Origin of the sequence: Rathayibacter sp. PhB152, assembly GCF_003751395.1 — a bacterium.
Taxonomy (GTDB): domain Bacteria; phylum Actinomycetota; class Actinomycetes; order Actinomycetales; family Microbacteriaceae; genus Rathayibacter; species Rathayibacter festucae.
This window is the reverse complement of sequence record NZ_RJUT01000008.1, coordinates 37,665-59,375: the sequence shown is the minus strand read 5'-3', so window position 1 is coordinate 59,375 and position 21,711 is coordinate 37,665. Positions and strand designations below refer to the sequence as shown.

Here is a 21,711-nt window from a genome sequence, read left to right as displayed (position 1 = left end):
ACCATGCTGGTCGAGTAGCCCCGTAGGGGCGTATCGAGACCCACCCCGCAAGCACCGAAGGCGCAGCCCCCGTTCACCGGGGCCTGCGCCTTCGTCGTTCCCCGCCGCCGCCCCTCAGCGCGGCTGCGCCCTCTTCACCCGCTCGACCAGCTCGCGCCAGGCCCCGTCGAGCTCCGTCTCGCCGAGCCGCACCGTATGCGTCTGCACTCGGATCTCGTAGACGAACCGGTCGGGCCGCCCGGCGGGGGCCGTCTCGGCGCGCGGCCGGTCGTCCCAGTCGAGCGAGCCGATCAGAGCGTGCCAGGCGCCCTCGTCCGGCTGCTGATCGACATCGATCCGCCAGACCCGGCGGAGCCCGGCGAAGCCGCCACTGCGCGACACGATCACATCCATGGCCGCGATCGTACGCGCCCGCCCCCACAGCATGCTGGTCGAGCGGCCCGCGCAGCGGGCGCTCATGCTGCCCGTGTGGTCCGCGCGACGGGCGCTCATGCTGGCCGTGTGACCCGCGCGTTGGGCCCCCATGCTGATCGAGTAGCCCGCGCAGCGGGCGTATCGAGATCCACCACCGCCGAGAGGCGAGCCTGCAGACGGGACTGCTGACGATGGTGGGTCTCGATACGCCCCTGCGGGGCTACTCGACCGGCAGGGGTAGCCGGCTACTCCGGCAGCGCGACCCCGACCGTCGTCCAGCCGGTGCGGACCGCTGTCTCGACCTCGGAGCCGGCGCCGAAGCGCTCGGCCGCCGCGGCCAGGGTGAGCGCCGCGAAGCCCTCGAAGTCCGCCGTGGCGGTGAGCACGCCGCCGGTCAGCACGTCGTACCAGATCTGACCCGCGCGCTCCCACGAGGGACCGCCGAGCTCGATCGCCGCCACCGCGAAGGCGCGGTTGGGGATGCCGGAGTTGATGTGCACGCCGCCGTTGTCGTCCTCGGTGTCGACGTAGTCGGCCATCGAGCCGGGCTGCGGGTCCTTGCCGAGCACGTCGTCGTCGTAGGCGGTGCCCGGCGCGATCATCGAGCGCAGCGCCGTGCCCTGCACCTCGTCGGTGAAGAGGCCCTCGCCGATCAGCCAGCTCGCGTCCTCCGCGCCCTGGCCGGCGCCGAACTGCTCGAGCATCGCGCCGAACACGTCCGAGATCGACTCGTTGAGCGCCCCCGACTGCCCCCGGTAGACGAGGTTCGCGGTGTACTCCGTGATCCCGTGCGCCAGCTCGTGGCCGATCACGCTCTGCGAGACCGTGAACCGACGGAAGACCTGCCCGTCGCCGTCGCCGAAGACCATGCGCGAGCCGTCCCAGAAGGCGTTGTCGTAGTCCTCGCCGAAGTGCACCGTCGCGTCCAGCGGCAGCCAGGCGTCGTCGATCGAGTCGCGGCCGAACGCCTGCTGCAGGAACTCGGACATCGCCCCGAGCCCGTCGTAGGCCTCGTCCGCCGCGGCGTCGCCGGTGGCGGGAGCGCCCTCGGTGCGCACGACGGTGCCGGGCAGGGTCTCGGTCGACTGCGCGTCCGAGATGGTCCGCTGGAGGGCGGCGACCCGCTCCGCGCGGGGGACCGGCGACGCGGTGGCGGTCGAGCGACCGGGGGAGGGCTCTCCCGGCCGGACGCGACGGAAGGGCACGTCCTGCTCGAGGGAGCGGCTGGCCGCCCGCGCGGCCCGGGCGAACGCCGGGTCGTCGAGTCGGGCGATGCGGACGAGGAGATACGGCGGCACGACTGTTCTGCTCATGGCCCGATCCTCGCACCCACCCCCGACACGGTCGCGGGCTCGCCGCTCGCGGCCCGATGCGGTAGCGGGGCGCCGCGCGCTAGCCTGGCGAGCGACGAGCGGCATCCACGGACCGGGGCGCACCCGAGGACTTGAGGCGGACATGGGCATCATCACGCGGGGCTTCTTCGGCAAGCGCGAGCAGAACCCGGACATCCCCCCTGGTCAGTACCTGGAGAAGGGCTTCCCCGTCCTCTCGATCGGGCCGACCCCGAACATCCACGAGTGGGCCTTCTCGATCGACGCCGGCCCCGCCGGGGCGCGCCGCTGGACGGCGGACGAGTTCGCTGCGCTGCCCCGCGAGGACATCCACACCGACCTCCACTGCGTCACGCGCTGGTCCAAGCTCGCGACTAACTGGCGCGGCGTCTCGGTCGACCTCCTGCTCGACGGCATCGAGAGCGACGCCGGCTTCGTGATGGCGCAGAGCTACGGCGGCTACACGACCAACCTGCCGCTCTCCGAGATCCGCGACGGCAAGGCCTGGATCGCGACCGAGTTCGAGGGCGCGCCGCTCGCGGCCGAGCACGGCGGACCCGCGCGGCTGCTCGTGCCGCACCTCTACCTCTGGAAGAGCGCGAAGTGGGTCCGCAGCCTCCGCCTCATGCCCGGCGACGAGCCCGGCTTCTGGGAGCAGAACGGCTACCACATGCACGGCGATCCCTGGAAGGAGGAGCGCTACTGGTGATCTGGACGGAGGCGGTGACCGAGTCGGTCCTGCCGCTCACTCCGACCTCGCGCCTGATCGCTCTCCGCGTCCCGGGCTGGCCCGGGCACCTGGCCGGGCAGCACCTCGACGTGCGGCTGACCGCACTCGACGGCTACCAGGCGAGCCGCTCCTACTCCATCGGCGCGCCCTCCGACGGCGACCGCGTCGAGCTGGCCGTCGAGCGCCTCGACGACGGCGAGGTCTCGCCGTACCTGGTCGAGGGACTGGAGGCGGGTGACCGCCTCGAGGTGCGCGGTCCGATCGGCGGCTGGTTCGTCTGGCGTCCCGAGCAGACCGAGCCGGTGCAGCTGATCGCCGGCGGCAGCGGGCTGGTCCCGCTGATGGCGATGGCCCGCGAGCACGGCCGCGTCGGGAACGCCGCCCCGATGCGCCTGCTCTACTCCGTGCGCTCCAGCGTCTTCGCCTACTACCGCGACGACCTGCGCGCGCTCGGCGACCTTCCCGCCGACCACGGCGGCGTCGAGACCGAGCTCGTCTACACGCGCGTCGCCCCGCCCGGCACCGCCCGTCCCGCGGGCAGGCTGACCCCCGAGCTGCTCGCCGCGACGGCGATGCCCGCTTCCGAGGAGCCGACGGTCTACGTCTGCGGCCCCACCGCCTTCGTCGAGGCCGTCGCCACCGCCCTCGTGGCCCAGGGCCACGACCCCGCCCGCGTCCGCACCGAGCGCTTCGGCGGCCCGTAGCCTCTGCCCCCCTCCGCGAGATGCCACTTGTGCACGCGACACGCCGCGAAAAGCGTGCACAAGTGGCATCTCGCGGAGGGGGATCGGCATGCGCGCGGGGAGGTACGGGCGCGCGGAGGTGTGGGGCGGTCTCGCGCGCCATCGAAGGATGATTCCGCGTCGAGGACCGCCCCATCGGGCTGCCGGCGGGTTAAGGAGTGCGTTGACGCCCGTCGAACCCACTCCTGTGTGAGGAATCCTCCCGGCGTGTGCCGACGGAGTCGAGCTCTCGTTACGGTCATGGAGCGATGTGAGGAAGCGTCGCATATTCCAGAAGGAGCACCCATGAAACGTCGAACAGTACTCGCCGCTCTCGGAGCGACCGTCGTCAGCGCATCGGTGGTCTCGGCCGTCCCCGCCTCCGCTGCCGACTACGTCGGAGAAGTCGCCGCTCCGGCCGATCTCCGCAATGGAGATCAGATCGTCTCGCCGAACGGCCGCACTCGTCTCGTGATGCAGTCGGACGGCAATGCCGTCATCTACGCCAAGGACAATTCAGCGCTCTGGAAGAGCGATACGGGCGGCAACAGCGGAGCGAGGCTGGCGGTCCAGGCCGACGGCGGGCTGGTCATCTACCGGGCGACCGACAACAGCATCGTCAAGGTGCTGCGGGCGGGCGGATCCGGCGCTGCGGCGCGCAAGCTCGTCATGCAGAACGACGGCAATCTCGTGCTGCTGTCGACGTCCGACTCGGCCCTCTGGTTCAGCGGAACGGAGACGAAGCCGATCTTCTACACGGATTCCGTTCCGGTCGGGACCGAGATGGCGTACGGCGATACTCTCCGATCCCCTTCGGGGCAGTTCCGACTCGTCATGCAGCGCGACGGCAATCTGGCCGTCTACACGCCCGGCAATCAGATCGTCTTCCAGTCGTACACGAGCGGCGCGGACTGCCGATTCGTCCCGCAGGCGGACGGCAATCTCGTCATCTATCGGGGATCCGGTCCTTCCATCTGGCAGACGTATTCCACGGGAACGGCGGCGAAGCTCTCGCTGCAGGACGACGGGAACATCGTCCTCTACCGTCCTGACGGCACTGCTGGATATCGCTCGAACACCTTCTCGGCGGCTCTCATCGCCGGAGAGGCTCTCCAGCCCGGACATTACCTGTCCAACAACGGCTACAAGGCGATCATGCAGGCCGATGGCAATTTCGTGATCTACAGCCGGTCCAACGCTGTGCAGTGGCAGACCCGCACGTCGGTCCCCGGCTCCGTCGCGTCGATGCAGAGCGACGGCAACTTCGTCATTCAGAACGGCGCCAATGTGCGGTGGCAGGCGTCGACCGCCGGCCGTCAGGGCAAGAGGGTCGTTCTCGAGACGGACGGCCGACTGTTGATGACCCGCGACGACGGAGTGAGCGTCTGGAACAACGTGACCGGAACGGCCGTGCCCGCGACGTGGCAGCTCCCGTTCGAGGGCACGTGGCGAGTGACGACGGAGTTCCAGGTCAAGGACAGCGCCCACCCCAACGGCCACCGCGGTCTCGACTGGGGGCTGCCGCAGAACTGGCCGCAGCGCGCCATGAGCGACGGCACGGTGATCCTCGCCACCACGTCCGACCCTGTCTACGGACACAGGGTCGACATCCGGCACGCGGACGGGGTCGTCTCACTGCTCGGCCACTTGATCGCCGGATCGCCGATCGTCTCGGTCGGCGATCGGGTCACGAAGGGGCAGGTCGTCGGATACACGGGGAACACCGGCGTCAGCTTCGGCAACCACTGCCACCTGACGATCACGCAGAACGGGAACCTCCTCGACCCGCGGATCTTCTTCGAGTCCCGCGGCATCGCCGTCGACTAGCGCTGATCTCCCGCGAGATGCCACTTGTGCACGCGACACGCCGTGAAAGGTGTGCACAAGTGGCATCTCGCGGAGGGGAAGAAGCCGCGGCTACTCGAAGGAGACGGTGCGGTTCTCGCCGATGTCGGGCTGGCCGCCGGTGACGGCCGCCTTGGCGACCTTGAAGAGCACGACGGGCGCGGGGGAGTCGGTCACCCAGAGCTCGACGGTCTCGGCCGAGACGCGCAGCAGCGCGACGCTCGGGTCGTCCTTGCCGTCCGGGAACCAGGCCGAGACCGAGGGCGACCACAGCTCGTCCACCTTGGCGGGGTCGTGCACGACGGTCGCCGAGCCGGCCACCGACAGGTAGCCCTTCTTCGACTCGAAGGCGACGTTGACGCTCGGGTTGGCGCGGATGTCGTCGACCTTCGCCGACGGGTCCTGGGTGAAGAACCAGAGGTCGCCGTCGAAGTCGACGTCCTGCGCGGCGAGCGGCCGGCTGACGAGCTGCCCGGTCTCGTTGACGGTGGTGAGGAGTCCGATCTTCGCGCTCTTCACGATCTCGGTGATCTGAGCGCGGTCGTCGTCGGTGGCGGGAGTGATGGTGGTGTCGGTCATGGCCCCGACGCTACGCGGATGCTCGGAGGGCGCAAGGGGTGGCGAGCCCGCGCGGGGCCTGGCTAGCGTCGAGGAATGGACACCACCACGTACACGGCCATGCTCGACAGCGGCGCGGAGCAGGAGAGCATCCGCCTCGAACTCATCGACGGCTCCCCGCAGCGCTCCCTCACCCGCGTCGCCGACATCGACGGCGAGGAGGTCGAGGTCGTCTGGGAGCTCGACGGCGAGATCGACGGCTTCCACGTCTACCGCCCCGTCCGCGTCGAGGGACGCGACGACGACAGCGGCGAGGTCTCGGACGACCTCACCGACGGCAACGCCGCCGGCGCCTACGCGGGCGAGTAGCCCCTCGACTGCGTCGCACGCCCGTCCAGCGGGGTGCGGCGCGGTCGCCCCGCCTCGGGCCTCAGGCCACCGGGTGCAGCGCGTCGTAGCGCCGGAACCCCGGGCTGAGCCGCAGCACCGCCGCCAGGATCAGGACGATCGCGAGGCCACCGGCCAGCGGCGGCAGCCAGAGCAGCGCGAGCGAGGCGAGGAGCCCCGTGTAGAGGTCGCCGACCCGCGGGCCGCCCGTCACCACCACGATGAAGACGCCCTGCAGCCGCCCCCGCATGTTGTCGGGCACCGCGGTCTGCAGCATCGTCTGCCGGAAGATCGAGCTGACGTTGTCGGCCGCACCGGCTCCCGCGAGCGCGACCGAGGCCGCCGCGATCAGGCCGAGGTTCGGCTCCGAGGCATCGTGCGCCGTCAGCTCCGCCACCAGCAGCACCGCGCCGAAGCCGACGATCAGCGCTCCGTAGGCCTGGATCGACCGGCCGATCGCGAGCCCCTGGCTCCGCACCCCGGTCAGCCGCCCCGAGAAGACGCTGCTCAGCAGCGCCCCGACCGCGTACGCCGCGGTGAGGAAGCCGACGGTCGCCGCCCCGCCGCCGAGCAGCAGCGCGGCCGCCGCCGGGAAGACGACCCGCGGCTGCCCGAACGTCATCGCCACGATGTCGACGAGGAAGGACAGCCGGATGTTCGGCGCCCCGCGGAGGAACCGCAGCCCGTAGCGCAGCGATTCCAGCCCCGGCCGCTGCCGCTCGCCCTCCGGCACCAGCGCGGGCAGCCCGGCGATGCCGAGGAACGCCGCGAGGAAGAGCACCACGTCGATCGTGTAGGTCACCGCGAAGCCGGAGGAGGCGACCAGCACGCCCGCGAGAGCCGGCCCCACCGTCACTTCGACTCCGCCGGCGATCCCGCCGAGGGCCGCCGCGGCCGGCACCAGCTCGAGCCGGAGCAGCCGCGGCGCCACGGTCATCCGGGTCGCGCCGATGATGGTCGTCGCCACCGCGTTGACCGCCGTCAGCGCGTAGAGCGTCAGCGGAGTCTCCGCCCCGAACCAGGCGAGCGCCGCGATCGCCGCGGTCGAGCCCCAGGCGACGATCGCGGAGAGCAGGAGCACCAGCCGCCGGTCGAAGGCGTCCGCGAGCATCCCGCCGTACAGCCCGGCGATCACGGTCGGCACCAGCGCCACCACGCCGACCATCGCGACGGCGAGCGTCGATCCGGTCAGCTCGTAGATGTGCAGGCCGACGGCGACGATCGTCATCTGCCCGCCGATGCCGGAGATCACGTTGCCCGCCCAGAGTCGGGCGAAGGCGGGGGACTCGCGGAGCGGGGAGAGGTCGACGACGTGGCTGCGCCGCGGCGCGGAGGGGGGCTGGCTCACCCGCTCCATTCTCGTGCCTGCCCGCAGGGGCCGTGCGGAGGCGACGTCGGTGGTGCTGCGCGGTGGTGCTGCGCGGTGGTGCTGCGCGGCGATCGGCCGCACGGGGCCGTCAGGACGGAGCCCGTAGGGTGGGGAGCATGAGCACGTCATCCGACGGCGCGCCCCGACGCCCGCGCACCACCGCGTCGCGCGTCGCCGGCACCGCCCCCGCGCGCCGCGCCGCCGCCCCCGCTCCGCGCACCCGGACCCGCACCGCGAGCCCGAGCGCCGCGTCCTCGGGGGGCCGCTTCGCCGCGCTCCGTCGTCGCTACGGGACCGCGACGGCCTCGATCCTCCTCGCGATCGTCGTCGTCCCGATCGCGTTCTTCGTCTGGTACGCGATCATCTCCCTCGGCGCCTACCCGGGCGACCAGGCCGTCAGCGACCTGCTCGTCGGCGTCCTCTACACGGCGATCATCCACGCGCTCCTGCTCGCCGGCGTGCTGCTGGGCGTCTCCTCGATCCGTGCGCGGCGCCGCGAGGGCCGTCCGGCGGTCGCCGGCTGGATCGGCGTCGTGCTGAACGTGCTCGTCGTCCTCTTCTGGGAGCTGCTCGTCTCGCCGTGGCTCGTCGAGCTCTGGAACCGGGCCGTCGGCACCTGACCCACCGGTCCCCGGCGGCCGGCTCCCGATCCGCTCGACCACCGGCCCCTGCGCTCTGGTAAGCTCCTCAGGTTGCCGTCCAACGGCCGCGGATCAAGAGAGCCCACGCATCAGGCGCCGGGCACCGCGCAACGAGAGAGAGGGGATCCCATTCATGGCACTCGAAGCAGACGTCAAGAAGGTGATCATCGAAGAGTACGCGACCCACCCCGGTGACACCGGATCCCCCGAGGTGCAGGTGGCCGTCCTGACCAAGCGGATCAAGGACCTCACCGAGCACCTCAAGGAGCACAAGCACGACCACCACTCGCGTCGTGGTCTGCTGCTGCTGGTGGGTCAGCGCCGTCGACTCCTCGGCTACCTGTCGGACGTGGACATCAGCCGCTACCGCTCGCTGATCGAGCGTCTCGGCCTGCGTCGATAGTCCCCTCCGCTCCTCCCCTCACAGGGTCGAGCGCGGGGTCTCGATGACACCGCGATCTTCTTCAGAACGGGCCGCTCTCCTCCGGGAGGGCGGCCCTTTCCGCGTTCCCGGGGTCGGAGCACCGAGGGGCTCCGCTCAGTCCAGCCGCTCCGGGCGGTCCACGACACCCCAGGAGAAGCCGGCCGACGCCGCGAACCAGTCGGACGCCGACCGCGCGAGCGCCGCGTCCTCCTCCGGCCGTCCGGGCAGCGCCAGGGCCTCGGCGAGACCGGGGAGACTCCACCGGTCGTCGAGTGCCTTCGCCTGCGCCCGCTGCCAGGCGTCGGCGCAGGCGGGCTCGCCGGCTGCCCGGGTGATCGAGTGGGCCCCGGGGGCGGCACCGTCCCGCACGAGCGCGAGCGCGCAGGTCAGCGCCGCCGTCCGCACGACGCTCCGTGGCGCCCGCGGCGGCTCGGAGGCGCGCACCTGGTCCTGCGCGCCGACGATCGCGGTCAGTGCGAGGAAGAGCCGCGTCGTCTCCTCGTCCGGCCGCGGCGCGAGCCGGCCCGGTCCTGCCGAGATCGCGGCGGACGCTCCCGGGGCGAGCACCAGTCCGCGCCCGATCCGCGCGGAGTAGGAGCTCAGCAGGCCGGTGACGCCGGCGTCCCGGCGAGGGTCGTCCTGGCCGACGACTCCGCGCACCGACGGATCGCTCAGCACCCACACCACGGGGGTGCCGTTGTGGATCGTCAGACTCCGATGGTCGTCGTCGACGCAGGCGAGCAGGTGCCCCGCCAGCGCCTCGCCCTCGCGGTCGAGCACCGAGGAGGAGGCGAGCAGCTCGCGAGGCTCGTCGCACGGTCCCGAGGCCGCTCCCGCCGAGGAGGGCAGGGCGGCGAGGGGAGCGAGCGCGCCGAGCGCGAGAGCGAGCACCGCGATCGCGACGACGGAGGCCGCGCCCGCGCCGAGGAGCCGGCCGGGGGAGTCGCCGCGGACAGCGGTCCCGGGACGGCCGCCCGGCCGCACTCGACCCCGCCGCACCCGATCGAGCGCGGACGCCACCGTGTCTCGACGGACCATGCGGGACTCCCTCTGCTCGGAGGCTAGACCCGGAACAGGCACCTGACCAGGCCCTGCGTGCGACCGAGCTGGGAGGGTCGGGAATTCCTTCGAGAATTCTCCGGTCCGGTGCATCCGCGGAGGCCACTCGGCCGGAAGTAGTGGTGAAGGCCCTTCTCGAGAACCCACCGACCCGTCCGCGGGTCCCATCGTGAAAGAGGAACACCGTGACCACCTCCCGCCTCACCCACCGCCTGCTCGCCGGAGCCTGCCTCGGCACCCTCGCCGTCGCCGGTCTCGCCGCCGCTCCCGCGAGCGCGGCCGACGCCGACTCGGCCGACCTCTACGTGCTGCACGCGGTCCCCGACACCCCGGTCGACGTGTACGTCAACGGAGCACTGACGCTCGACGACTTCACGCCCGGCTCGCTGGCCGGCCCGCTCGACCTGCCCACCGGCACCTACACCGTCGCGATCACCGCCGCGGACGCCGCCGACGCGAGCGCCCCGGTCATCGGCCCGGTCGACCTCGCGCTCGAGGCAGGCAAGAGCTACACCGTCGCCGCGCACCTCAAGCCCGACAACACCCCGACCGCGACGCTGTTCCCGAACGACATCTCCGCCACCGCGGCCGGAGAGGGACGCCTCACGGTCCGCCACATCGCCGCGGCGCCCGCCGTGGACATCCTCGCGGGCGGCTCGCCCGTGCTGACGAACGTGACCAACCCGAACGAGGGCATCCTGAACCTCGCTCCGGCCACGATCTCGACCGTGGTCGCCGCGACCGGGACCACCACTCCGGTCATCGGCCCGGCGGACGTCCAGGTCCAGGAGGGCGTCAACACGATCGTCTACGCCTGGGGCAGCCTGGAGAAGGGCAACCTCGCCCTCGCGACGCAGACCATCGGCGGTCTGCACTCGTCGCCGTCCGGTGTCCCCGCCGGTGAGGCCGGCCTCGCCGCCGACAACCGCACCGACGCCGCCGCCGGCTGGTGGGGCGCTGCCGCGCTCGCCTCGCTCGCGCTGATCGGCGCCGCGCTGATCGGGCGCCGGAAGGCCGTCGCCGGTCGCTGACCGACGAGAACGACCGCCGGTCCTAGACCGGCACCGAAGACCGCCGGCCCGGTGTGCCCCCGCACCCGGGCCGGCCGCCGACCACGACGAGAGGAGGACGTGATGAGCAGGATCCCCACCCGGCCGCGCGCTCTCCTCGTGGTCGGCGCGATCGCGGTCGGCCTCGGCCTCGGCGGCTGCTCGGCACAGGCGGTCGGGGTCGTGCCCGCCCCTGACGCGAGTGCGCCGCTCCCGACGTCGACGCCGGCCGCGATCCCCTCCAGCACGCCCGGTCCGTCCGCCGCCGCGGTGCCGGACGTCCCGGTCGCCGACGCCCGCCTCGGTGCGACTCCCGCGCCGGTGGTGCTCGCGCCGACGCGCCTGGTCGTCGACGGCCTGCCGATCGACATGCCCGTCCAGCCGGTCGGCGTGGCCGATGACGGCACGATGGAGCTGGTCCCCGACACCGACGTGGCCGGCTGGTACCGCTACGGCCGCGGCCTCGACGCCGCCGAGGGGACGACCGTGATCGCCGCCCACGTCGACTCCCTCACCTACGGGCTCGGCCCGTTCGCCGAGCTGAAGAAGGCGCAGCCCGGCCAGCGCATCGGCCTGACGGGCGAGGACGGCGTCCAGCGCGTCTACACCGTGGATACCGTCGAGACCACGAAGAAGACCACGGTCGACCTCTCGAGCGTCTTCGTCCAGGACGGCGCCGCCCGGCTGGTCCTGATCACCTGCGGCGGCGACTTCGACTACGACACCCGGCACTACCTCAGCAACGTGGTCGTCACCGCGACCCCTGCGACATGACCGCCCGACGATGACCCCGCCCGGCCGCGTTCGTGCTCCCGCCGAGAGCGCGCCGTAGCATGAGCATCGCCGCAGCGCTGCCGAGCCCTCCGCCTCGGCACCGCCCCCAGTCCTGGAGGACCCCCCTGAGCGACGCCCAGACCCGCGAGCCCGACGACGAGGCCGCCGACGAGCGCGCCCTCGTCCAGCGCCTCGGCCTGCGCTTCGCGGCGGGGGAGGAGTCGGCGCTCGCCGAGGCCTACTCGCGCTGGTCCCCGCTCGTCTTCACCCTCGCCCTGCGCTCTCTCGGCGACCGCGGCGACGCCGAGGACGTGGTCCAGCGGGTCTTCGTCTCCGCCTGGACGGGGCACGGCAGCTTCGACCCCGGCCGCGCGGCGCTCGGCGCCTGGCTGGTCGGGATCTCGCGCAAGCGCATCGCGGACGCCCACGAGAACCGCTCGCGCGAGCGCCGGCTCACCGCCGCGCTGGTCGCGGTCGCCCCCGTGGACGAGGGCGAGCCGGCGGTCGATCTCGAGGAGCGGGTCCTGGTGGCCGACGAGCTCGCCCGCCTCGACCCGGTCCCGCGGCGGGTGATGAGCCTCGCCTTCTACGACGACCTGACCCACACCGAGATCGCCGAGCGGACCGGCCTGCCGCTCGGCACCGTCAAGAGCCACATCCGCCGCAGTCTCGACAGACTCCGCTCCCGATTGGAGGTGAGCAGCCCATGACGCATCTCGATCCCGACGAGCTCGCCCTCCTCGCCCTCGGCGAGGACTCCTCCGCCGACGCCGCCGCCCACCTCGAGGCGTGCCCCGAGTGCGCCCAGCAGCTGGTCGAGCTCGGCCACGCCGCCGGTCTCGGCCGGCAGAGCCGCTCGCTGACCCTCGAGGCGCCGCCGGCGGAGGTCTGGGATCGGATCCGCGGCGAGCTCGCGCTGGGGACCGCGGATGCGCCGATCGCCCCGGTCACCGCGCTCCCGGTGGGTCGCCACACGCCCTCGCATCGCCGACCGCGCGCTCTTCGACTGCTCCCCGCGGCGCTCGCCGCCCTCGCGGCCCTGGCGATCGGCGTCGTCGGCGGCTTCTGGCTGCAGGCCTCGCGGAGCACCGACGCGGTCGTCGTCGCGCGCGCCGACCTCGCGGCCTTCCCCGATTGGCAGGGGGCGAGCGGCAGCGCCGAGCTCGAGGACGCCGACGGCGAGCGGCAGCTCGTCGTGCACCTCGACGCGGACGGCGCGGCCGACTCCTACCGCGAGGTCTGGCTGATCGCCGCCGACGCCACCGGACTGGTGGGGCTCGGCGTTCTGGACGGCACGGACGGCCGCTTCACGGTCCCCGCCGACCTCGACCTGGCCGAGTACTCGCTCGTCGACATCTCCGAGGAGCCCGACGACGGCGACCCGCAGCACTCGGGCGACTCGATCGTCCGCGGACCCCTTCGCGAGGGCTGAGCCCGCGCCGGACCGGACCGGCCGATCGTCAGACCGCCCCGGTCCGCTCCGCCAGCAGCGCGGTGAGGGCCTGCACGGCCGCGGAGGGACGCTGCGCACTGCAGACCGAGACCTCCCAGACCAGTCCGGGCCAGTCGAGCTCGATCGCGGTCACCCCCTCCAGCGGCGCGATGCCCGATCGGGGGACCACCGCGGGTCCGAGACCGGCCTGCACGAAGAGCGGGATCGCGGGCAGGTCGGCGACCTCGGTCGCGACCCGTCGCGTCGCTCCCGCCGCGCGGAAGGCCCGGTCCACGCTGACGCGGTTGCCGAACCCGGACGGGGTGTCGATGAACGCCGCGCCCTCGAGGTCCGCGGGGGAGGGCTGCACCAGCCCCGCCAGCGGGTCCGCGCTGTCGACCAGCAGCACGTAGCGGTCGCGGACGACGGTCGTCACGGCGAGATCGTCCAGCTCGGCGACCGGCAACGCGAGCAGCGCCACATCGAGACGGCCACGGCGCAGGTCCTCCGCCAGCCCGGTCGATCCGCTCGGCGAGGTGCGCAGGAGCAGGTCCACCAGCGGATGCCGGCGCCGGAACGCGCCGAGGACACCCGGCAGGTCGAGGATGTCGAGCGCCGAGAAGGTTCCGACCCGGACCCGGCCGCGGAGCCCCGCCGCGTCCTCCGCCGCGAGCGAGCGCATCCGGTCGACGCTGTCGATCGCCGCGCGGGCCGAGGGCAGCAGCGCCTCGCCGACGGCCGTCAGCGCCACGCGCCGCGTGGAGCGGGTGAACAGCGGCGCCCCCAGGTCCTGCTCGAGCGCGCGGATCGTCGCCGACAGCGTGGACTGCACCACGTAGAGACGCGCCGCCGCGCGGGTGAAGCTGAGCTCCTCCGCGACGGCGACGAAGGCGGCGAGCTGACGATCGTCCATCCGTGAATCATGCAGGATCGTCGATCAATGCGTCCACGATCCTCCGTTGGACGTGGACGATCGGCAGGAGCAGTCTGGGCGCATGCCGACCACCGGAACCCCCGCCGAGCGCACGACCGCCCGCACCGCCTCCTCCGCCTCACGCCGCCCCGAGCTCGGGCACCACCTCGGCTTCTGGGTGATCGCCCTCGCCTTCCTCTCCGTGATGGCCTTCTCCACCGTGCCGACCCCGCTCTACGCGATCTACCAGCAGCGCGACGGCTTCCCCGCTTTCGTCGTGACGGTGATCTTCGCGGCCTACGCCGTCGGAGTGGTGGCCAGCCTCTTCCTCGCCGGTCACGTCAGCGACTGGCTCGGCCGGCGCCGCATCCTGCTCGCCGCGATCCTCGTCGAAGTGCTCGCGAGCATCGTCTTCCTGCTCTGGCCGGACGTGCCGGGTCTGATCGTCGCCCGTCTGCTGACCGGCATCGGCGTCGGCGCGCTCACCGCGACCGCGACCGCCCACCTCTCCGAGCTCCGCGCGATCGCCCGGCCGGAGGAGGGACCCGGCGCCTCGCGCGCCGTCTCGACCCTCGTCAACGTCGGCGGCCTCGCGCTCGGCCCGCTGATCGGCGGCGTCCTCGCGGTGACCGTCGACCGCCCGCTCGTCGTGCCCTACGAGGTCTTCCTCGTGCTGCTCGTCGTGCTCGGCATCGCGGTCGCCCTCGTCCCCGAGACCGTCGAGCGCCGCGAGGAGCTGCCCGCCTACCGGCCGCAGCGGCTCGCCGTGCCCGCGGCCTCGCGCGGCACCTTCCTCTCGGCCGCCGTCGGCGCGTTCGCCGGCTTCGCCGTCTTCGGCCTCTTCACCTCGCTCGCGCCGACCTTCCTGGCCGGCCGCTTCGGCGAGACCTCGCACCTGCTGGCGGGCGTCGTCTCGTTCGGCGTCTTCGCGGCCGGCGCCGTCGCCCAGCTGACCGCCGCGCGGCTGCCCGTCCGCCGCGCGCTGCTCCTCTCCGCCGCGGCCCTCACCGTCGGGCTCGTGCTCGTCGCCTGGGGCGCGGTCGCCGTGGTGCTGCCCGCCTTCATCGGCGGCGGCGTGATCGCCGGGGCCGGCGTCGGCCTGATCTTCCGCCTGGCGCTCGGGGTCGCCGGCTCGCTCGCCTCGGACGAGACCCGCGGCGAGGTCCTCGCCGGGATGTTCCTCGCCTCCTACGTCGGTCTCGCGGTCCCGGTCCTCCTGATCGGCGCGGCGCTCGCCGTCCTCCCCGCGGTCCCGGTGCTGGTCGGCTTCGTGGCGATCGTGCTCGCGCTGGTGCTGGTGGCGATCGCGCGGATGCTGCGCTCGGCCGTCTGAGGACGCCCGCCGCGGGAGGCGGGCGCGGCCCGCGACACGGGCGGCCCCGGCGCTCCATGATGGAGGCATGAAGCTCTTCTCGTTCGGCCGCTCCGACTCCGACCCCCTGCCCGCCGGCGACCGCGGCTCGGGCAAGCTCGACGACTACGACTACGAGCTGCGGCCCAAGTCCAAGCGCGGCGACACCCTCCTCGGCATCGCCGACTCCCTGCCGCACCAGGACGAGCTGGCCCGCGTGCACGCCCTCGGCGAGGAGGAGATCACGGCGGTCATCCCGCGCCGCACGATCGAGGAGGAGCGCACCGACGCCCCGATGCCGGTCCGGCTCTTCGCGAACCACCGGCCGACCGACCTCGTCGGCTACGTCCCCCGCGGGCTCGAGAACGTCGTCGAGGCGGCGCTCGCCCGGCTCACCGAGGCCGGCAAGCAGCCGCGCATCCCCGCCCGCATCGTGAAGGGCAAGGGCGGTCTCCGGGTCCAGCTGCTGATGCACGAGACCCGTGGCTGACGACCGGGGGCCGCAGGGATCGTCGTCCCCGGCGGAGTTCTGGGGCAGCCCCGCCCCCGCCGGTCCGCCGCCCGGCTGGTACCCGGATCCCGCTCAGGTGAACACGCAGCGCTACTGGGACGGCCGGGCCTGGACCGGACACCACGCCCCGCTCGCGCCCGCGGCACCCGCCGTCGGCAACGCCGCCGCGACCGCGTCTCTCGTGCTCGGGGTCCTGGGCGTGCTCCTGACCCCGATCCCGCTGTTCATCGGTCTCCTGCTCGGCGGCCCGCTCGACGTGCTCGCCGTCGTCTTCGGAGTCGTCGGCCTCGTCAAGGGCGGCGCGCGCCGGGGCGCGGGCGTCACCCGCGCGGTGGTCGGACTCGTCCTCGGGGCGCTGATGCTCGCGGCGATCACCGTCGGGGCCGGCACGATCTGGTAGTCGCGCGGCGGTGCTCCCGGGCCGGAGCCGCGCGGCGGATCCGCGGTTCCTGGTCGATCGGGGCCCGCACTGATAGCATGAACCGGTTCCGAATCCGGAAGCGACCGCCGGTCGCCGTCGGGTTCGAACCACGGAGCAGGCCGGCAGGAAGCTGGTCCTCGGTGGTGGAGTCCCGGTTCGCGACATCACGCGCTGCTGCAGCGCAGTGGACGATGTCGGGCAGACCCGGAGCCCTTCTACTGGTGGCCAGCACGAACGCCCTCCACACGACGGCACGGCGCGAAGCCCTGCCGTGGGATCGCGTGCGATTCCTGACCGTCATGCCGCTCCGACGAACGCCGGCGCCCAGAGGGGTGCCGCTGCAGACGTTAAGGAGACAGACCTCTTGGAAGGTCCTGAAATCACATTCGCCGAAGCCGTTCTCGACAACGGCTCGTACGGCACCCGCACCGTCCGCTTCGAGACCGGCCGCCTCGCGCAGCAGGCTCAGGGCGCGGTCGCCGCGTACCTCGACGAGGACACCATGCTCCTCTCCGCCACCTCGGCGTCGAAGAACCCGAAGGACAACTTCGACTTCTTCCCGCTGACCGTCGACGTCGAGGAGCGCTCCTACGCCGCCGGCAAGATCCCCGGCTCGTTCTTCCGCCGCGAGGGCCGCCCCTCCACCGAGGCGATCCTGGTCTGCCGTCTGATCGACCGGCCGCTGCGCCCCTCGTTCGTCGAGGGCCTGCGCAACGAGGTCCAGATCGTCATCACGGTCCTCAGCATCGCCCCGGACGAGTTCTACGACGCCCTCGCGATCAACGCCGCGAGCGCCTCGACCCAGATCTCCGGCCTGCCCTTCTCGGGCCCGGTCGCCGGTGTGCGCCTCGCGCTCATGTCCGACGGCTCCGGCAACGACCAGTGGGTCGCCTTCCCCAAGGCCTCGCAGCTCGAGAACGCCGTCTTCGACCTCACCGTCGCCGGCCGCGTCGTCACCAACGAGGACGGCTCCTCGGACGTCGCCATCATGATGGTCGAGGCCGAGGCCACCGACGTCTCGTGGAACCTCATCAAGGCGGGCGCCACCAAGCCCGACGAGGCCGTCGTCGCCCAGGGCCTCGAGGCCGCCAAGCCCTTCCTCCGCGCGCTCGTCGAGGCGCAGTCGAAGCTGGCCGCCGAGACCGCGAAGCCGGTCAAGGACTACCCGGTCTTCCTGCCCTACGCGCAGGAGACCTACGACAACGTCGCCGAGCTCAGCTACGACGAGCTCGTCCGCGTCTACCAGATCGCCGACAAGGTCGAGCGTCAGGACGCCGACGACGCCCTCAAGGCGAAGGTCAAGGAGCAGATCGCCGAGCGCATCGCCTCCGGCCGCCTCTCCGCCGAGGCCTTCGCGCAGGTCGGCGCCGCGTACAAGTCCGTCACGAAGGTGGTCGTCCGCGGCCGCATCCTCCGCGACGGCGTCCGCATCGACGGCCGCGGCCTGGCCGACATCCGACCGCTCGACGCCGAGGTGCAGGTCATCCCGCGCGTCCACGGCTCGGCGATCTTCCAGCGCGGCGAGACCCAGATCCTGGGCGTCACCACGCTGAACATGCTCAAGATGGAGCAGCAGATCGACTCGCTGTCGCCCGTCACGAAGAAGCGCTACCTGCACCACTACAACTTCCCGCCCTACTCGACCGGTGAGACCGGCCGCGTCGGGTCGCCGAAGCGTCGCGAGATCGGGCACGGCTTCCTCGCCGAGCGCGCCCTCGTGCCGGTGCTGCCGAGCCGCGAGGAGTTCCCCTACGCGATCCGCCAGGTGTCCGAGGCGCTCAGCTCCAACGGCTCCACCTCGATGGGCTCCGTCTGCGCGTCGACCCTGTCGCTCCTCAACGCCGGTGTGCCGCTGCGCGCCCCGGTCGCGGGCATCGCGATGGGCCTCGTCTCCGACGTGGTCGACGGTCACACCCGCTACGCGGCGCTGACCGACATCCTGGGCGCCGAGGACGCGCTCGGCGACATGGACTTCAAGGTCGCCGGCACCTCCGAGTACGTCACGGCCATCCAGCTCGACACGAAGCTCGACGGCATCCCGTCGTCGGTCCTCGATGCCGCGCTCAAGCAGGCCAAGGACGCCCGCACCACGATCCTCGCGGTGCTCACGGCGGCCATCGACCAGCCCGACGAGATGGCCCCGACCGCGCCCCGCGTGATCTCGGTCCAGATCCCCGTCGACAAGATCGGCGAGCTGATCGGCCCCAAGGGCAAGACGATCAACGCGATCCAGGACGAGACCGGCGCCGACATCTCCATCGAGGAGGACGGCACCGTCTACATCGGCGCCGTCGACGGACCGTCGGCCGAGGCCGCTCGTGCCCAGGTCAACGCGATCGCGAACCCGACCAACCCCGAGGTCGGCGAGCAGTTCCTCGGAACCGTCGTCAAGATCGCGACCTTCGGCGCGTTCGTCTCGCTCCTCCCCGGCAAGGACGGCCTGCTGCACATCAGCGAGGTCCGCAAGCTCGCCGGTGGCAAGCGCGTCGAGAACGTCGAGGACGTCCTCGGAGTCGGCCAGAAGCTGCTCGTCTCGATCACCAAGATCGACGACCGCGGCAAGCTGTCCCTCGCGCCCGTCGTGGCCGAGGACGCCGAGGCGCCCGTCGAGGTCCCCGCCGAGAGCTGATCCCTCCCGCACGACCGACGCCCGTCCCACTCCGGTGGGGCGGGCGTCCGTCGTTCCCGGGGTAATGGCCGTCCCACTCCGGTGGGGCGTGCGTCCGTCGTTCCCGGGTGCGGCTGCACCGCGGTGGCCCGGCGGCCCGTCGTCCGTGGGGTACGGTGGCGGGACCGTGCCGTCGCACCGCCCCGACCGGAGGACCCCGTGACCGACTCGACGCCCCCGGCCCTCGCGCCGGAGACGCCCCTTCCGCCCCGCCTCCTCGGAGCCACCGGTCTGCCCGTGCACCCGGTCGCCCTCGACGGCTCCGTCTTCGGCTGGGCCGCGAGCATCGACGAGACCACCGAGGTCCTCGACGCCTTCGCCGAGCTCGGCGGGACGCTGATCTCGACCGCCGACCACTACGCCACCGGGCGCAGCGAGTACATGATCGGCCGCTGGCTCGAGCAGTCCACCCGGCGCGACGAGCTGCTCGTCGCCACCAAGGTCGGCCGCCACCCCGACGCCCCGGGCCTCGCGGCCGAGGACGTGCGGGTCGCGATCGAGGGCTGCCTCGAGCGGCTCGGCACCCGGATCGACCTGCTCTCCTTCGACAGCGAGGACCCGGAGGTCCCGATCGCCGAGAGCCTCGCCGCCGTCGCCCCGTTCATCGAGAACGGCTCGGTCGGCGCCCTCGGTGCGGCCCACTTCAGCGGCGCCGCCCTGGCCGAGGCGGAGGCGGCCGCCCGCGACCTCGGCCTGCCCGCCTTCACCGCGGTGATCGCCGAGTACAACCTGATGGAGCGCAAGCACTACGAGGCCGACGTCGCCCCCGAAGTGCTCCGCCAAGGTCTCGGCACCCTCGCCCGCCTGCCGCTCGCGAGCGGCTACCTCACCGGGCGGCTGCGCCACCGCTCCGACGAGCCGGAGTCGGTCATGTTCGAGGCCGCGCTCGACTACGTCGGCCGGCACGGCAACAAGGTGCTCGCGGCGCTCGACGAGGTCGCGGAGGCGCACGGCAGCAACCCCGGCACCGCCGCGCTCGCCTGGGTGCTCGCGCACCAGGAGGTCTCGGCCGTGATCGTGCGCGCCCGCGGCGCCGAGGAGCTGGCGTCGATCTTCGGCGCGGCGACGCTGCCGATCACCCGGAGCGAGATCGCCCAGCTCGACCGCGCCTCCGCCTGAGCGGCGCCCCCACGGGTCGGCCGGCAGCACAGGCCGGCCCGGCAGCGCCCCGTCGGAGCAGGGGCGCTGCCGGGCCGGCGGTCAGCGACGCAGGATGCGCGCCTCCCACGGCCCGAGCGTCGACCCCGACGCGCCCGCGACGTTGCCCAGCACCGTCTCGGCTGCGGCCCACCCCTCGAGCAGCGCGACCTCGAGCGGCTCGCCGGAGACGTTGCCGACCACGAGGAGCTCGCTCGCTCCGGTGCGGGTGAACGCGAAGAGCGTCGGATGCTCGGCCTCGAGCAGGGCGAAGCGGCCCAGCTGCACCGTCTCGTCCTCGTGCCGCAGCGCGATCAGCGCGCGGTAGTACTCGAAGACGGAGCGTTCCGCCGCACGGTCGGCCGCGACGTTCACCTCGACGTGGTTCGGGTTGACCGGGATCCACGGCTCGCCCGTCGTGAAGCCGGCCTGCGGTCCGCCGTCCCACTGCACCGGCGTCCGCGCGTTGTCGCGGCTCTGCGCGCGCAGGCCCGCGAGCACCTGCTCCGGGTCCTCGCCGCGCTCCTCCACCGCCTCGGCGTAGTAGTTCAGCGACTCGACGTCGCGGAAGTCCTCGATGCCGGCGAACGGCACGTTGGTCATGCCGATCTCGTCGCCCTGGTAGATGTACGGCGTGCCGCGCTGCAGGTGCAGGAGCGTCGCCCAGAGCGTGGCCGACTCGTAGCGCCAGGTGGCGTCGTCGCCGAAGCGGGACACCAGCCGGGGCTGGTCGTGGTTGCCGAGGTAGAGGCTGTTCCAGCCGCGCTCCGCCAGCCCGTCCTGCCAGCGGGCGAGATTCGCCTTCAGGGCGACGAGATCGAGCGGGACCGGGTGGAACTTGTCGACGCCGTGGTCGATGCCGACGTGCTCGAACTGGAAGACCATGTCGAGCTCGCGCCGCTCCGGGTCGGTGACGAGCACGGCCTCCTCGAGCGTGACGCCCGGCATCTCGCCGACCGTCATCAGGGCGCCCTCGCGCCCGGCGAAGACGGCCTCGTTCATCTCCCGGAGGTACTCGTGCAGCCGGGGGCCCACCCCGCCGACGATCCCGGAGCCGCCGCCCGGCCCGTCGATCTCCTCGACGTTCTTCGAGACCAGGTTGATGACGTCCATCCGGAAGCCGTCGACCCCGCGGTCGAGCCACCAGTTCATCATCGCGTGCACCGCGTGCCGGACCTCCGGGTTCTCCCAGTTGAGGTCGGGCTGCTGCACCGCGAAGAGGTGCAGGAAGTACTCGTCGGTCGCCGGATCGAGGGTCCAGGCCGGGCCGGAGAAGTAGGAGCGCCAGCCGTTGGGCTCGGCGACGTCGAGGCTCGCGGCGGCGGTGGCCTCGAGCTCGGCGTCCGGCGCGAGCGGCGCCTCCCGAGGCGCGTTCTCGCGCCCCTGCCGCCACCAGTACCAGTCGCGCTTCGCGTCCTCCTGCGACGAGCGCGACTGCACGAACCAGGCGTGCTCGTCGCTGGTGTGGTTCACCACGAGGTCCATCACCAGCTTGATGCCGCGCTCGTGCGCCTCGGCGAGGAGCAGGTCGAACTCCTCGAGCGAGCCGAACAGCGGGTCGATGTCCTGGTAGTCCGAGATGTCGTAGCCGTTGTCGTGCTGGGGCGACGGGTAGACCGGCGACAGCCAGACGACGTCCACGCCGAGGTCGGCGAGGTGGTCGAGATGCGCGCGGATGCCGCCGAGGTCGCCGAACCCGTCGCCGTTCGAGTCGGCGAACGAGCGGGGGTAGATCTGGTAGACGACCGCGCTCGTCCACCAGGGCGTCGCGGGGGTCGGGGTGAGGGGCTCCATGGCCCGAATCTAGCCGCCACCACCGACGCCGGCGGGGTCGCCGCACCGTCGCCGGCCGCCCTCGCGAGACCGCCGGAGAACACCGTGTAACGATCGGGTTAAGCGTTCCCGGGCGCCCCGCGAGGCGCCCGCCGCGCTCGGATACCCTCGGTCTCGGCGGACCCGACCGCCGCGGGGGAGT

General features: G+C 72.7%; 22 protein-coding genes. 15 read left to right on the top strand and 7 right to left on the bottom strand.

The annotated features are described in order from the left end of the window. Positions 1 to 114 precede the first annotated feature (114 nt). A complete protein-coding gene (locus EDF36_RS17480; protein ID WP_123733968.1) occupies positions 115 to 393 on the bottom strand; it encodes a protealysin inhibitor emfourin in 279 nt (92 codons plus the stop codon). A 266-nt stretch (positions 394 to 659) separates the two neighbouring features. Then, positions 660 to 1,727, bottom strand: a complete 1,068-nt coding sequence (locus tag EDF36_RS17475) for a M4 family metallopeptidase (protein WP_123733967.1) — start codon at positions 1,725 to 1,727, stop codon at positions 660 to 662. A 142-nt stretch (positions 1,728 to 1,869) separates the two neighbouring features. On the opposite strand from EDF36_RS17475, the gene EDF36_RS17470 reads away from it, so the two are divergent. The 3 genes from EDF36_RS17470 to EDF36_RS17460 all read left to right on the top strand — a co-directional run bounded on the left by EDF36_RS17470 (position 1,870) and on the right by EDF36_RS17460 (position 5,024). Next, positions 1,870 to 2,454 (top strand): molybdopterin-dependent oxidoreductase, encoded by a 585-nt coding sequence (locus EDF36_RS17470; protein WP_123704990.1) that lies wholly within the window; start codon positions 1,870 to 1,872, stop codon positions 2,452 to 2,454. Then, the gene (locus EDF36_RS17465; RefSeq protein WP_260300771.1) at positions 2,451 to 3,179 is read left to right on the top strand and encodes a ferredoxin reductase; all 729 of its coding nucleotides are present in this window, start codon (positions 2,451 to 2,453) and stop codon (positions 3,177 to 3,179) included. Before EDF36_RS17470 ends, EDF36_RS17465 begins: the two co-directional genes overlap by 4 nt. A gap of 324 nt (positions 3,180 to 3,503) precedes the next feature. Then, positions 3,504 to 5,024: a peptidoglycan DD-metalloendopeptidase family protein gene (locus EDF36_RS17460; RefSeq protein WP_185020532.1), complete on the top strand. Its 1,521-nt coding sequence runs from the start codon at positions 3,504 to 3,506 to the stop codon at positions 5,022 to 5,024. A gap of 90 nt (positions 5,025 to 5,114) precedes the next feature. On the opposite strand, the gene EDF36_RS17455 is transcribed toward EDF36_RS17460, so the two are convergent. Beyond that, the gene (locus tag EDF36_RS17455) at positions 5,115 to 5,621 is read right to left on the bottom strand and encodes a pyridoxamine 5'-phosphate oxidase family protein (RefSeq protein WP_123704988.1); all 507 of its coding nucleotides are present in this window, start codon (positions 5,619 to 5,621) and stop codon (positions 5,115 to 5,117) included. Positions 5,622 to 5,696: 75 nt separating this feature from the next. Here EDF36_RS17455 and EDF36_RS17450 point away from each other — a divergent pair, with 75 nt between their 5' ends. Further along, positions 5,697 to 5,969, top strand: a complete 273-nt coding sequence (locus EDF36_RS17450) for a hypothetical protein (protein WP_123704987.1) — start codon at positions 5,697 to 5,699, stop codon at positions 5,967 to 5,969. A gap of 61 nt (positions 5,970 to 6,030) precedes the next feature. On the opposite strand, the gene EDF36_RS17445 is transcribed toward EDF36_RS17450, so the two are convergent. Further along, positions 6,031 to 7,344 carry an MFS transporter gene (locus EDF36_RS17445; protein WP_123733965.1) on the bottom strand — a complete coding sequence of 438 codons (1,314 nt, stop codon included), beginning with the start codon at positions 7,342 to 7,344 and terminating at the stop codon, positions 6,031 to 6,033. A gap of 128 nt (positions 7,345 to 7,472) precedes the next feature. On the opposite strand from EDF36_RS17445, the gene EDF36_RS21395 reads away from it, so the two are divergent. Then, positions 7,473 to 7,976, top strand: a complete 504-nt coding sequence (locus EDF36_RS21395; RefSeq protein WP_185020531.1) for a hypothetical protein — start codon at positions 7,473 to 7,475, stop codon at positions 7,974 to 7,976. Between the two features lie 154 nt (positions 7,977 to 8,130). Then, on the top strand, positions 8,131 to 8,400 hold the full coding sequence (gene rpsO / locus EDF36_RS17435) for a 30S ribosomal protein S15 (RefSeq protein WP_123733964.1): 270 nt from the start codon (positions 8,131 to 8,133) through the stop codon (positions 8,398 to 8,400). Positions 8,401 to 8,535: 135 nt separating this feature from the next. Here rpsO and EDF36_RS17430 read toward each other — a convergent pair whose 3' ends face one another. Continuing rightward, positions 8,536 to 9,459: a hypothetical protein gene (locus EDF36_RS17430; RefSeq protein WP_148060088.1), complete on the bottom strand. Its 924-nt coding sequence runs from the start codon at positions 9,457 to 9,459 to the stop codon at positions 8,536 to 8,538. 206 nt (positions 9,460 to 9,665) lie between these two features. Here EDF36_RS17430 and EDF36_RS17425 point away from each other — a divergent pair, with 206 nt between their 5' ends. The 4 genes from EDF36_RS17425 to EDF36_RS17410 all read left to right on the top strand — a co-directional run bounded on the left by EDF36_RS17425 (position 9,666) and on the right by EDF36_RS17410 (position 12,735). Next, positions 9,666 to 10,511, top strand: a complete 846-nt coding sequence (locus EDF36_RS17425) for a DUF4397 domain-containing protein (RefSeq protein ID WP_123733962.1) — start codon at positions 9,666 to 9,668, stop codon at positions 10,509 to 10,511. Positions 10,512 to 10,613: 102 nt separating this feature from the next. Next, positions 10,614 to 11,303: a class F sortase gene (locus tag EDF36_RS21895; protein WP_123733961.1), complete on the top strand. Its 690-nt coding sequence runs from the start codon at positions 10,614 to 10,616 to the stop codon at positions 11,301 to 11,303. 59 nt (positions 11,304 to 11,362) lie between these two features. Beyond that, positions 11,363 to 12,013: an RNA polymerase sigma factor gene (locus EDF36_RS17415; RefSeq protein WP_123733960.1), complete on the top strand. Its 651-nt coding sequence runs from the start codon at positions 11,363 to 11,365 to the stop codon at positions 12,011 to 12,013. After that, positions 12,010 to 12,735, top strand: coding sequence for an anti-sigma factor (locus EDF36_RS17410; protein WP_123733959.1), 726 nt, complete (start codon positions 12,010 to 12,012; stop codon positions 12,733 to 12,735). The genes EDF36_RS17415 and EDF36_RS17410 overlap by 4 nt, the downstream gene beginning before the upstream one ends. A gap of 28 nt (positions 12,736 to 12,763) precedes the next feature. Here EDF36_RS17410 and EDF36_RS17405 read toward each other — a convergent pair whose 3' ends face one another. After that, positions 12,764 to 13,648: a LysR family transcriptional regulator gene (locus EDF36_RS17405; protein WP_123733958.1), complete on the bottom strand. Its 885-nt coding sequence runs from the start codon at positions 13,646 to 13,648 to the stop codon at positions 12,764 to 12,766. Positions 13,649 to 13,730: 82 nt separating this feature from the next. Between EDF36_RS17405 and EDF36_RS17400 the strand changes: the two genes are divergently transcribed. The 5 genes from EDF36_RS17400 (at position 13,731) to EDF36_RS17380 (ending at position 19,718) form a co-directional block, all read left to right on the top strand. Then, positions 13,731 to 14,981, top strand: a complete 1,251-nt coding sequence (locus tag EDF36_RS17400; protein WP_123733957.1) for an MFS transporter — start codon at positions 13,731 to 13,733, stop codon at positions 14,979 to 14,981. Between the two features lie 67 nt (positions 14,982 to 15,048). Further along, positions 15,049 to 15,489, top strand: coding sequence for a hypothetical protein (locus EDF36_RS17395; RefSeq protein ID WP_123447888.1), 441 nt, complete (start codon positions 15,049 to 15,051; stop codon positions 15,487 to 15,489). Continuing rightward, complete coding sequence (locus tag EDF36_RS17390) at positions 15,482 to 15,910, top strand: DUF2510 domain-containing protein (RefSeq protein WP_123733956.1); 429 nt, start codon at positions 15,482 to 15,484, stop codon at positions 15,908 to 15,910. Before EDF36_RS17395 ends, EDF36_RS17390 begins: the two co-directional genes overlap by 8 nt. A 385-nt stretch (positions 15,911 to 16,295) precedes the next feature. Next, a complete protein-coding gene (locus EDF36_RS17385) occupies positions 16,296 to 18,560 on the top strand; it encodes a polyribonucleotide nucleotidyltransferase (RefSeq protein WP_123447886.1) in 2,265 nt (754 codons plus the stop codon). A 198-nt stretch (positions 18,561 to 18,758) separates the two neighbouring features. Further along, positions 18,759 to 19,718 (top strand): aldo/keto reductase, encoded by a 960-nt coding sequence (locus EDF36_RS17380; RefSeq protein ID WP_185020530.1) that lies wholly within the window; start codon positions 18,759 to 18,761, stop codon positions 19,716 to 19,718. 81 nt (positions 19,719 to 19,799) lie between these two features. Here EDF36_RS17380 and EDF36_RS17375 read toward each other — a convergent pair whose 3' ends face one another. Then, positions 19,800 to 21,530 carry an alpha-glucosidase gene (locus tag EDF36_RS17375; RefSeq protein ID WP_123733954.1) on the bottom strand — a complete coding sequence of 577 codons (1,731 nt, stop codon included), beginning with the start codon at positions 21,528 to 21,530 and terminating at the stop codon, positions 19,800 to 19,802. Positions 21,531 to 21,711: the final 181 nt, after the last annotated feature.

Excerpts from the sequence above, each read along its gene's own strand:
- EDF36_RS17475 (WP_123733967.1), bottom strand. The coding sequence starts at position 1,727 with ATGAGCAGAACAGTCGTGCCGCCGTATCTCCTCGTCCGCATCGCCCGA.
- EDF36_RS17430 (WP_148060088.1), bottom strand. The coding sequence starts at position 9,459 with ATGGTCCGTCGAGACACGGTGGCGTCCGCGCTCGATCGGGTGCGGCGG.
- EDF36_RS17410 (WP_123733959.1), top strand. The coding sequence starts at position 12,010 with ATGACGCATCTCGATCCCGACGAGCTCGCCCTCCTCGCCCTCGGCGAG.
- EDF36_RS17405 (WP_123733958.1), bottom strand. The coding sequence starts at position 13,648 with ATGGACGATCGTCAGCTCGCCGCCTTCGTCGCCGTCGCGGAGGAGCTC.
- EDF36_RS17455 (WP_123704988.1), bottom strand. The coding sequence starts at position 5,621 with ATGACCGACACCACCATCACTCCCGCCACCGACGACGACCGCGCTCAG.
- rpsO (WP_123733964.1), top strand. The coding sequence starts at position 8,131 with ATGGCACTCGAAGCAGACGTCAAGAAGGTGATCATCGAAGAGTACGCG.
- EDF36_RS17375 (WP_123733954.1), bottom strand. The coding sequence starts at position 21,530 with ATGGAGCCCCTCACCCCGACCCCCGCGACGCCCTGGTGGACGAGCGCG.
- EDF36_RS17460 (WP_185020532.1), top strand. The coding sequence starts at position 3,504 with ATGAAACGTCGAACAGTACTCGCCGCTCTCGGAGCGACCGTCGTCAGC.
- EDF36_RS17445 (WP_123733965.1), bottom strand. The coding sequence starts at position 7,344 with ATGGAGCGGGTGAGCCAGCCCCCCTCCGCGCCGCGGCGCAGCCACGTC.
- EDF36_RS17480 (WP_123733968.1), bottom strand. The coding sequence starts at position 393 with ATGGATGTGATCGTGTCGCGCAGTGGCGGCTTCGCCGGGCTCCGCCGG.
- EDF36_RS21895 (WP_123733961.1), top strand. The coding sequence starts at position 10,614 with ATGAGCAGGATCCCCACCCGGCCGCGCGCTCTCCTCGTGGTCGGCGCG.
- EDF36_RS17395 (WP_123447888.1), top strand. The coding sequence starts at position 15,049 with ATGAAGCTCTTCTCGTTCGGCCGCTCCGACTCCGACCCCCTGCCCGCC.
- EDF36_RS17470 (WP_123704990.1), top strand. The coding sequence starts at position 1,870 with ATGGGCATCATCACGCGGGGCTTCTTCGGCAAGCGCGAGCAGAACCCG.
- EDF36_RS17415 (WP_123733960.1), top strand. The coding sequence starts at position 11,363 with ATGAGCATCGCCGCAGCGCTGCCGAGCCCTCCGCCTCGGCACCGCCCC.
- EDF36_RS17400 (WP_123733957.1), top strand. The coding sequence starts at position 13,731 with ATGCCGACCACCGGAACCCCCGCCGAGCGCACGACCGCCCGCACCGCC.
- EDF36_RS17450 (WP_123704987.1), top strand. The coding sequence starts at position 5,697 with ATGGACACCACCACGTACACGGCCATGCTCGACAGCGGCGCGGAGCAG.
- EDF36_RS21395 (WP_185020531.1), top strand. The coding sequence starts at position 7,473 with ATGAGCACGTCATCCGACGGCGCGCCCCGACGCCCGCGCACCACCGCG.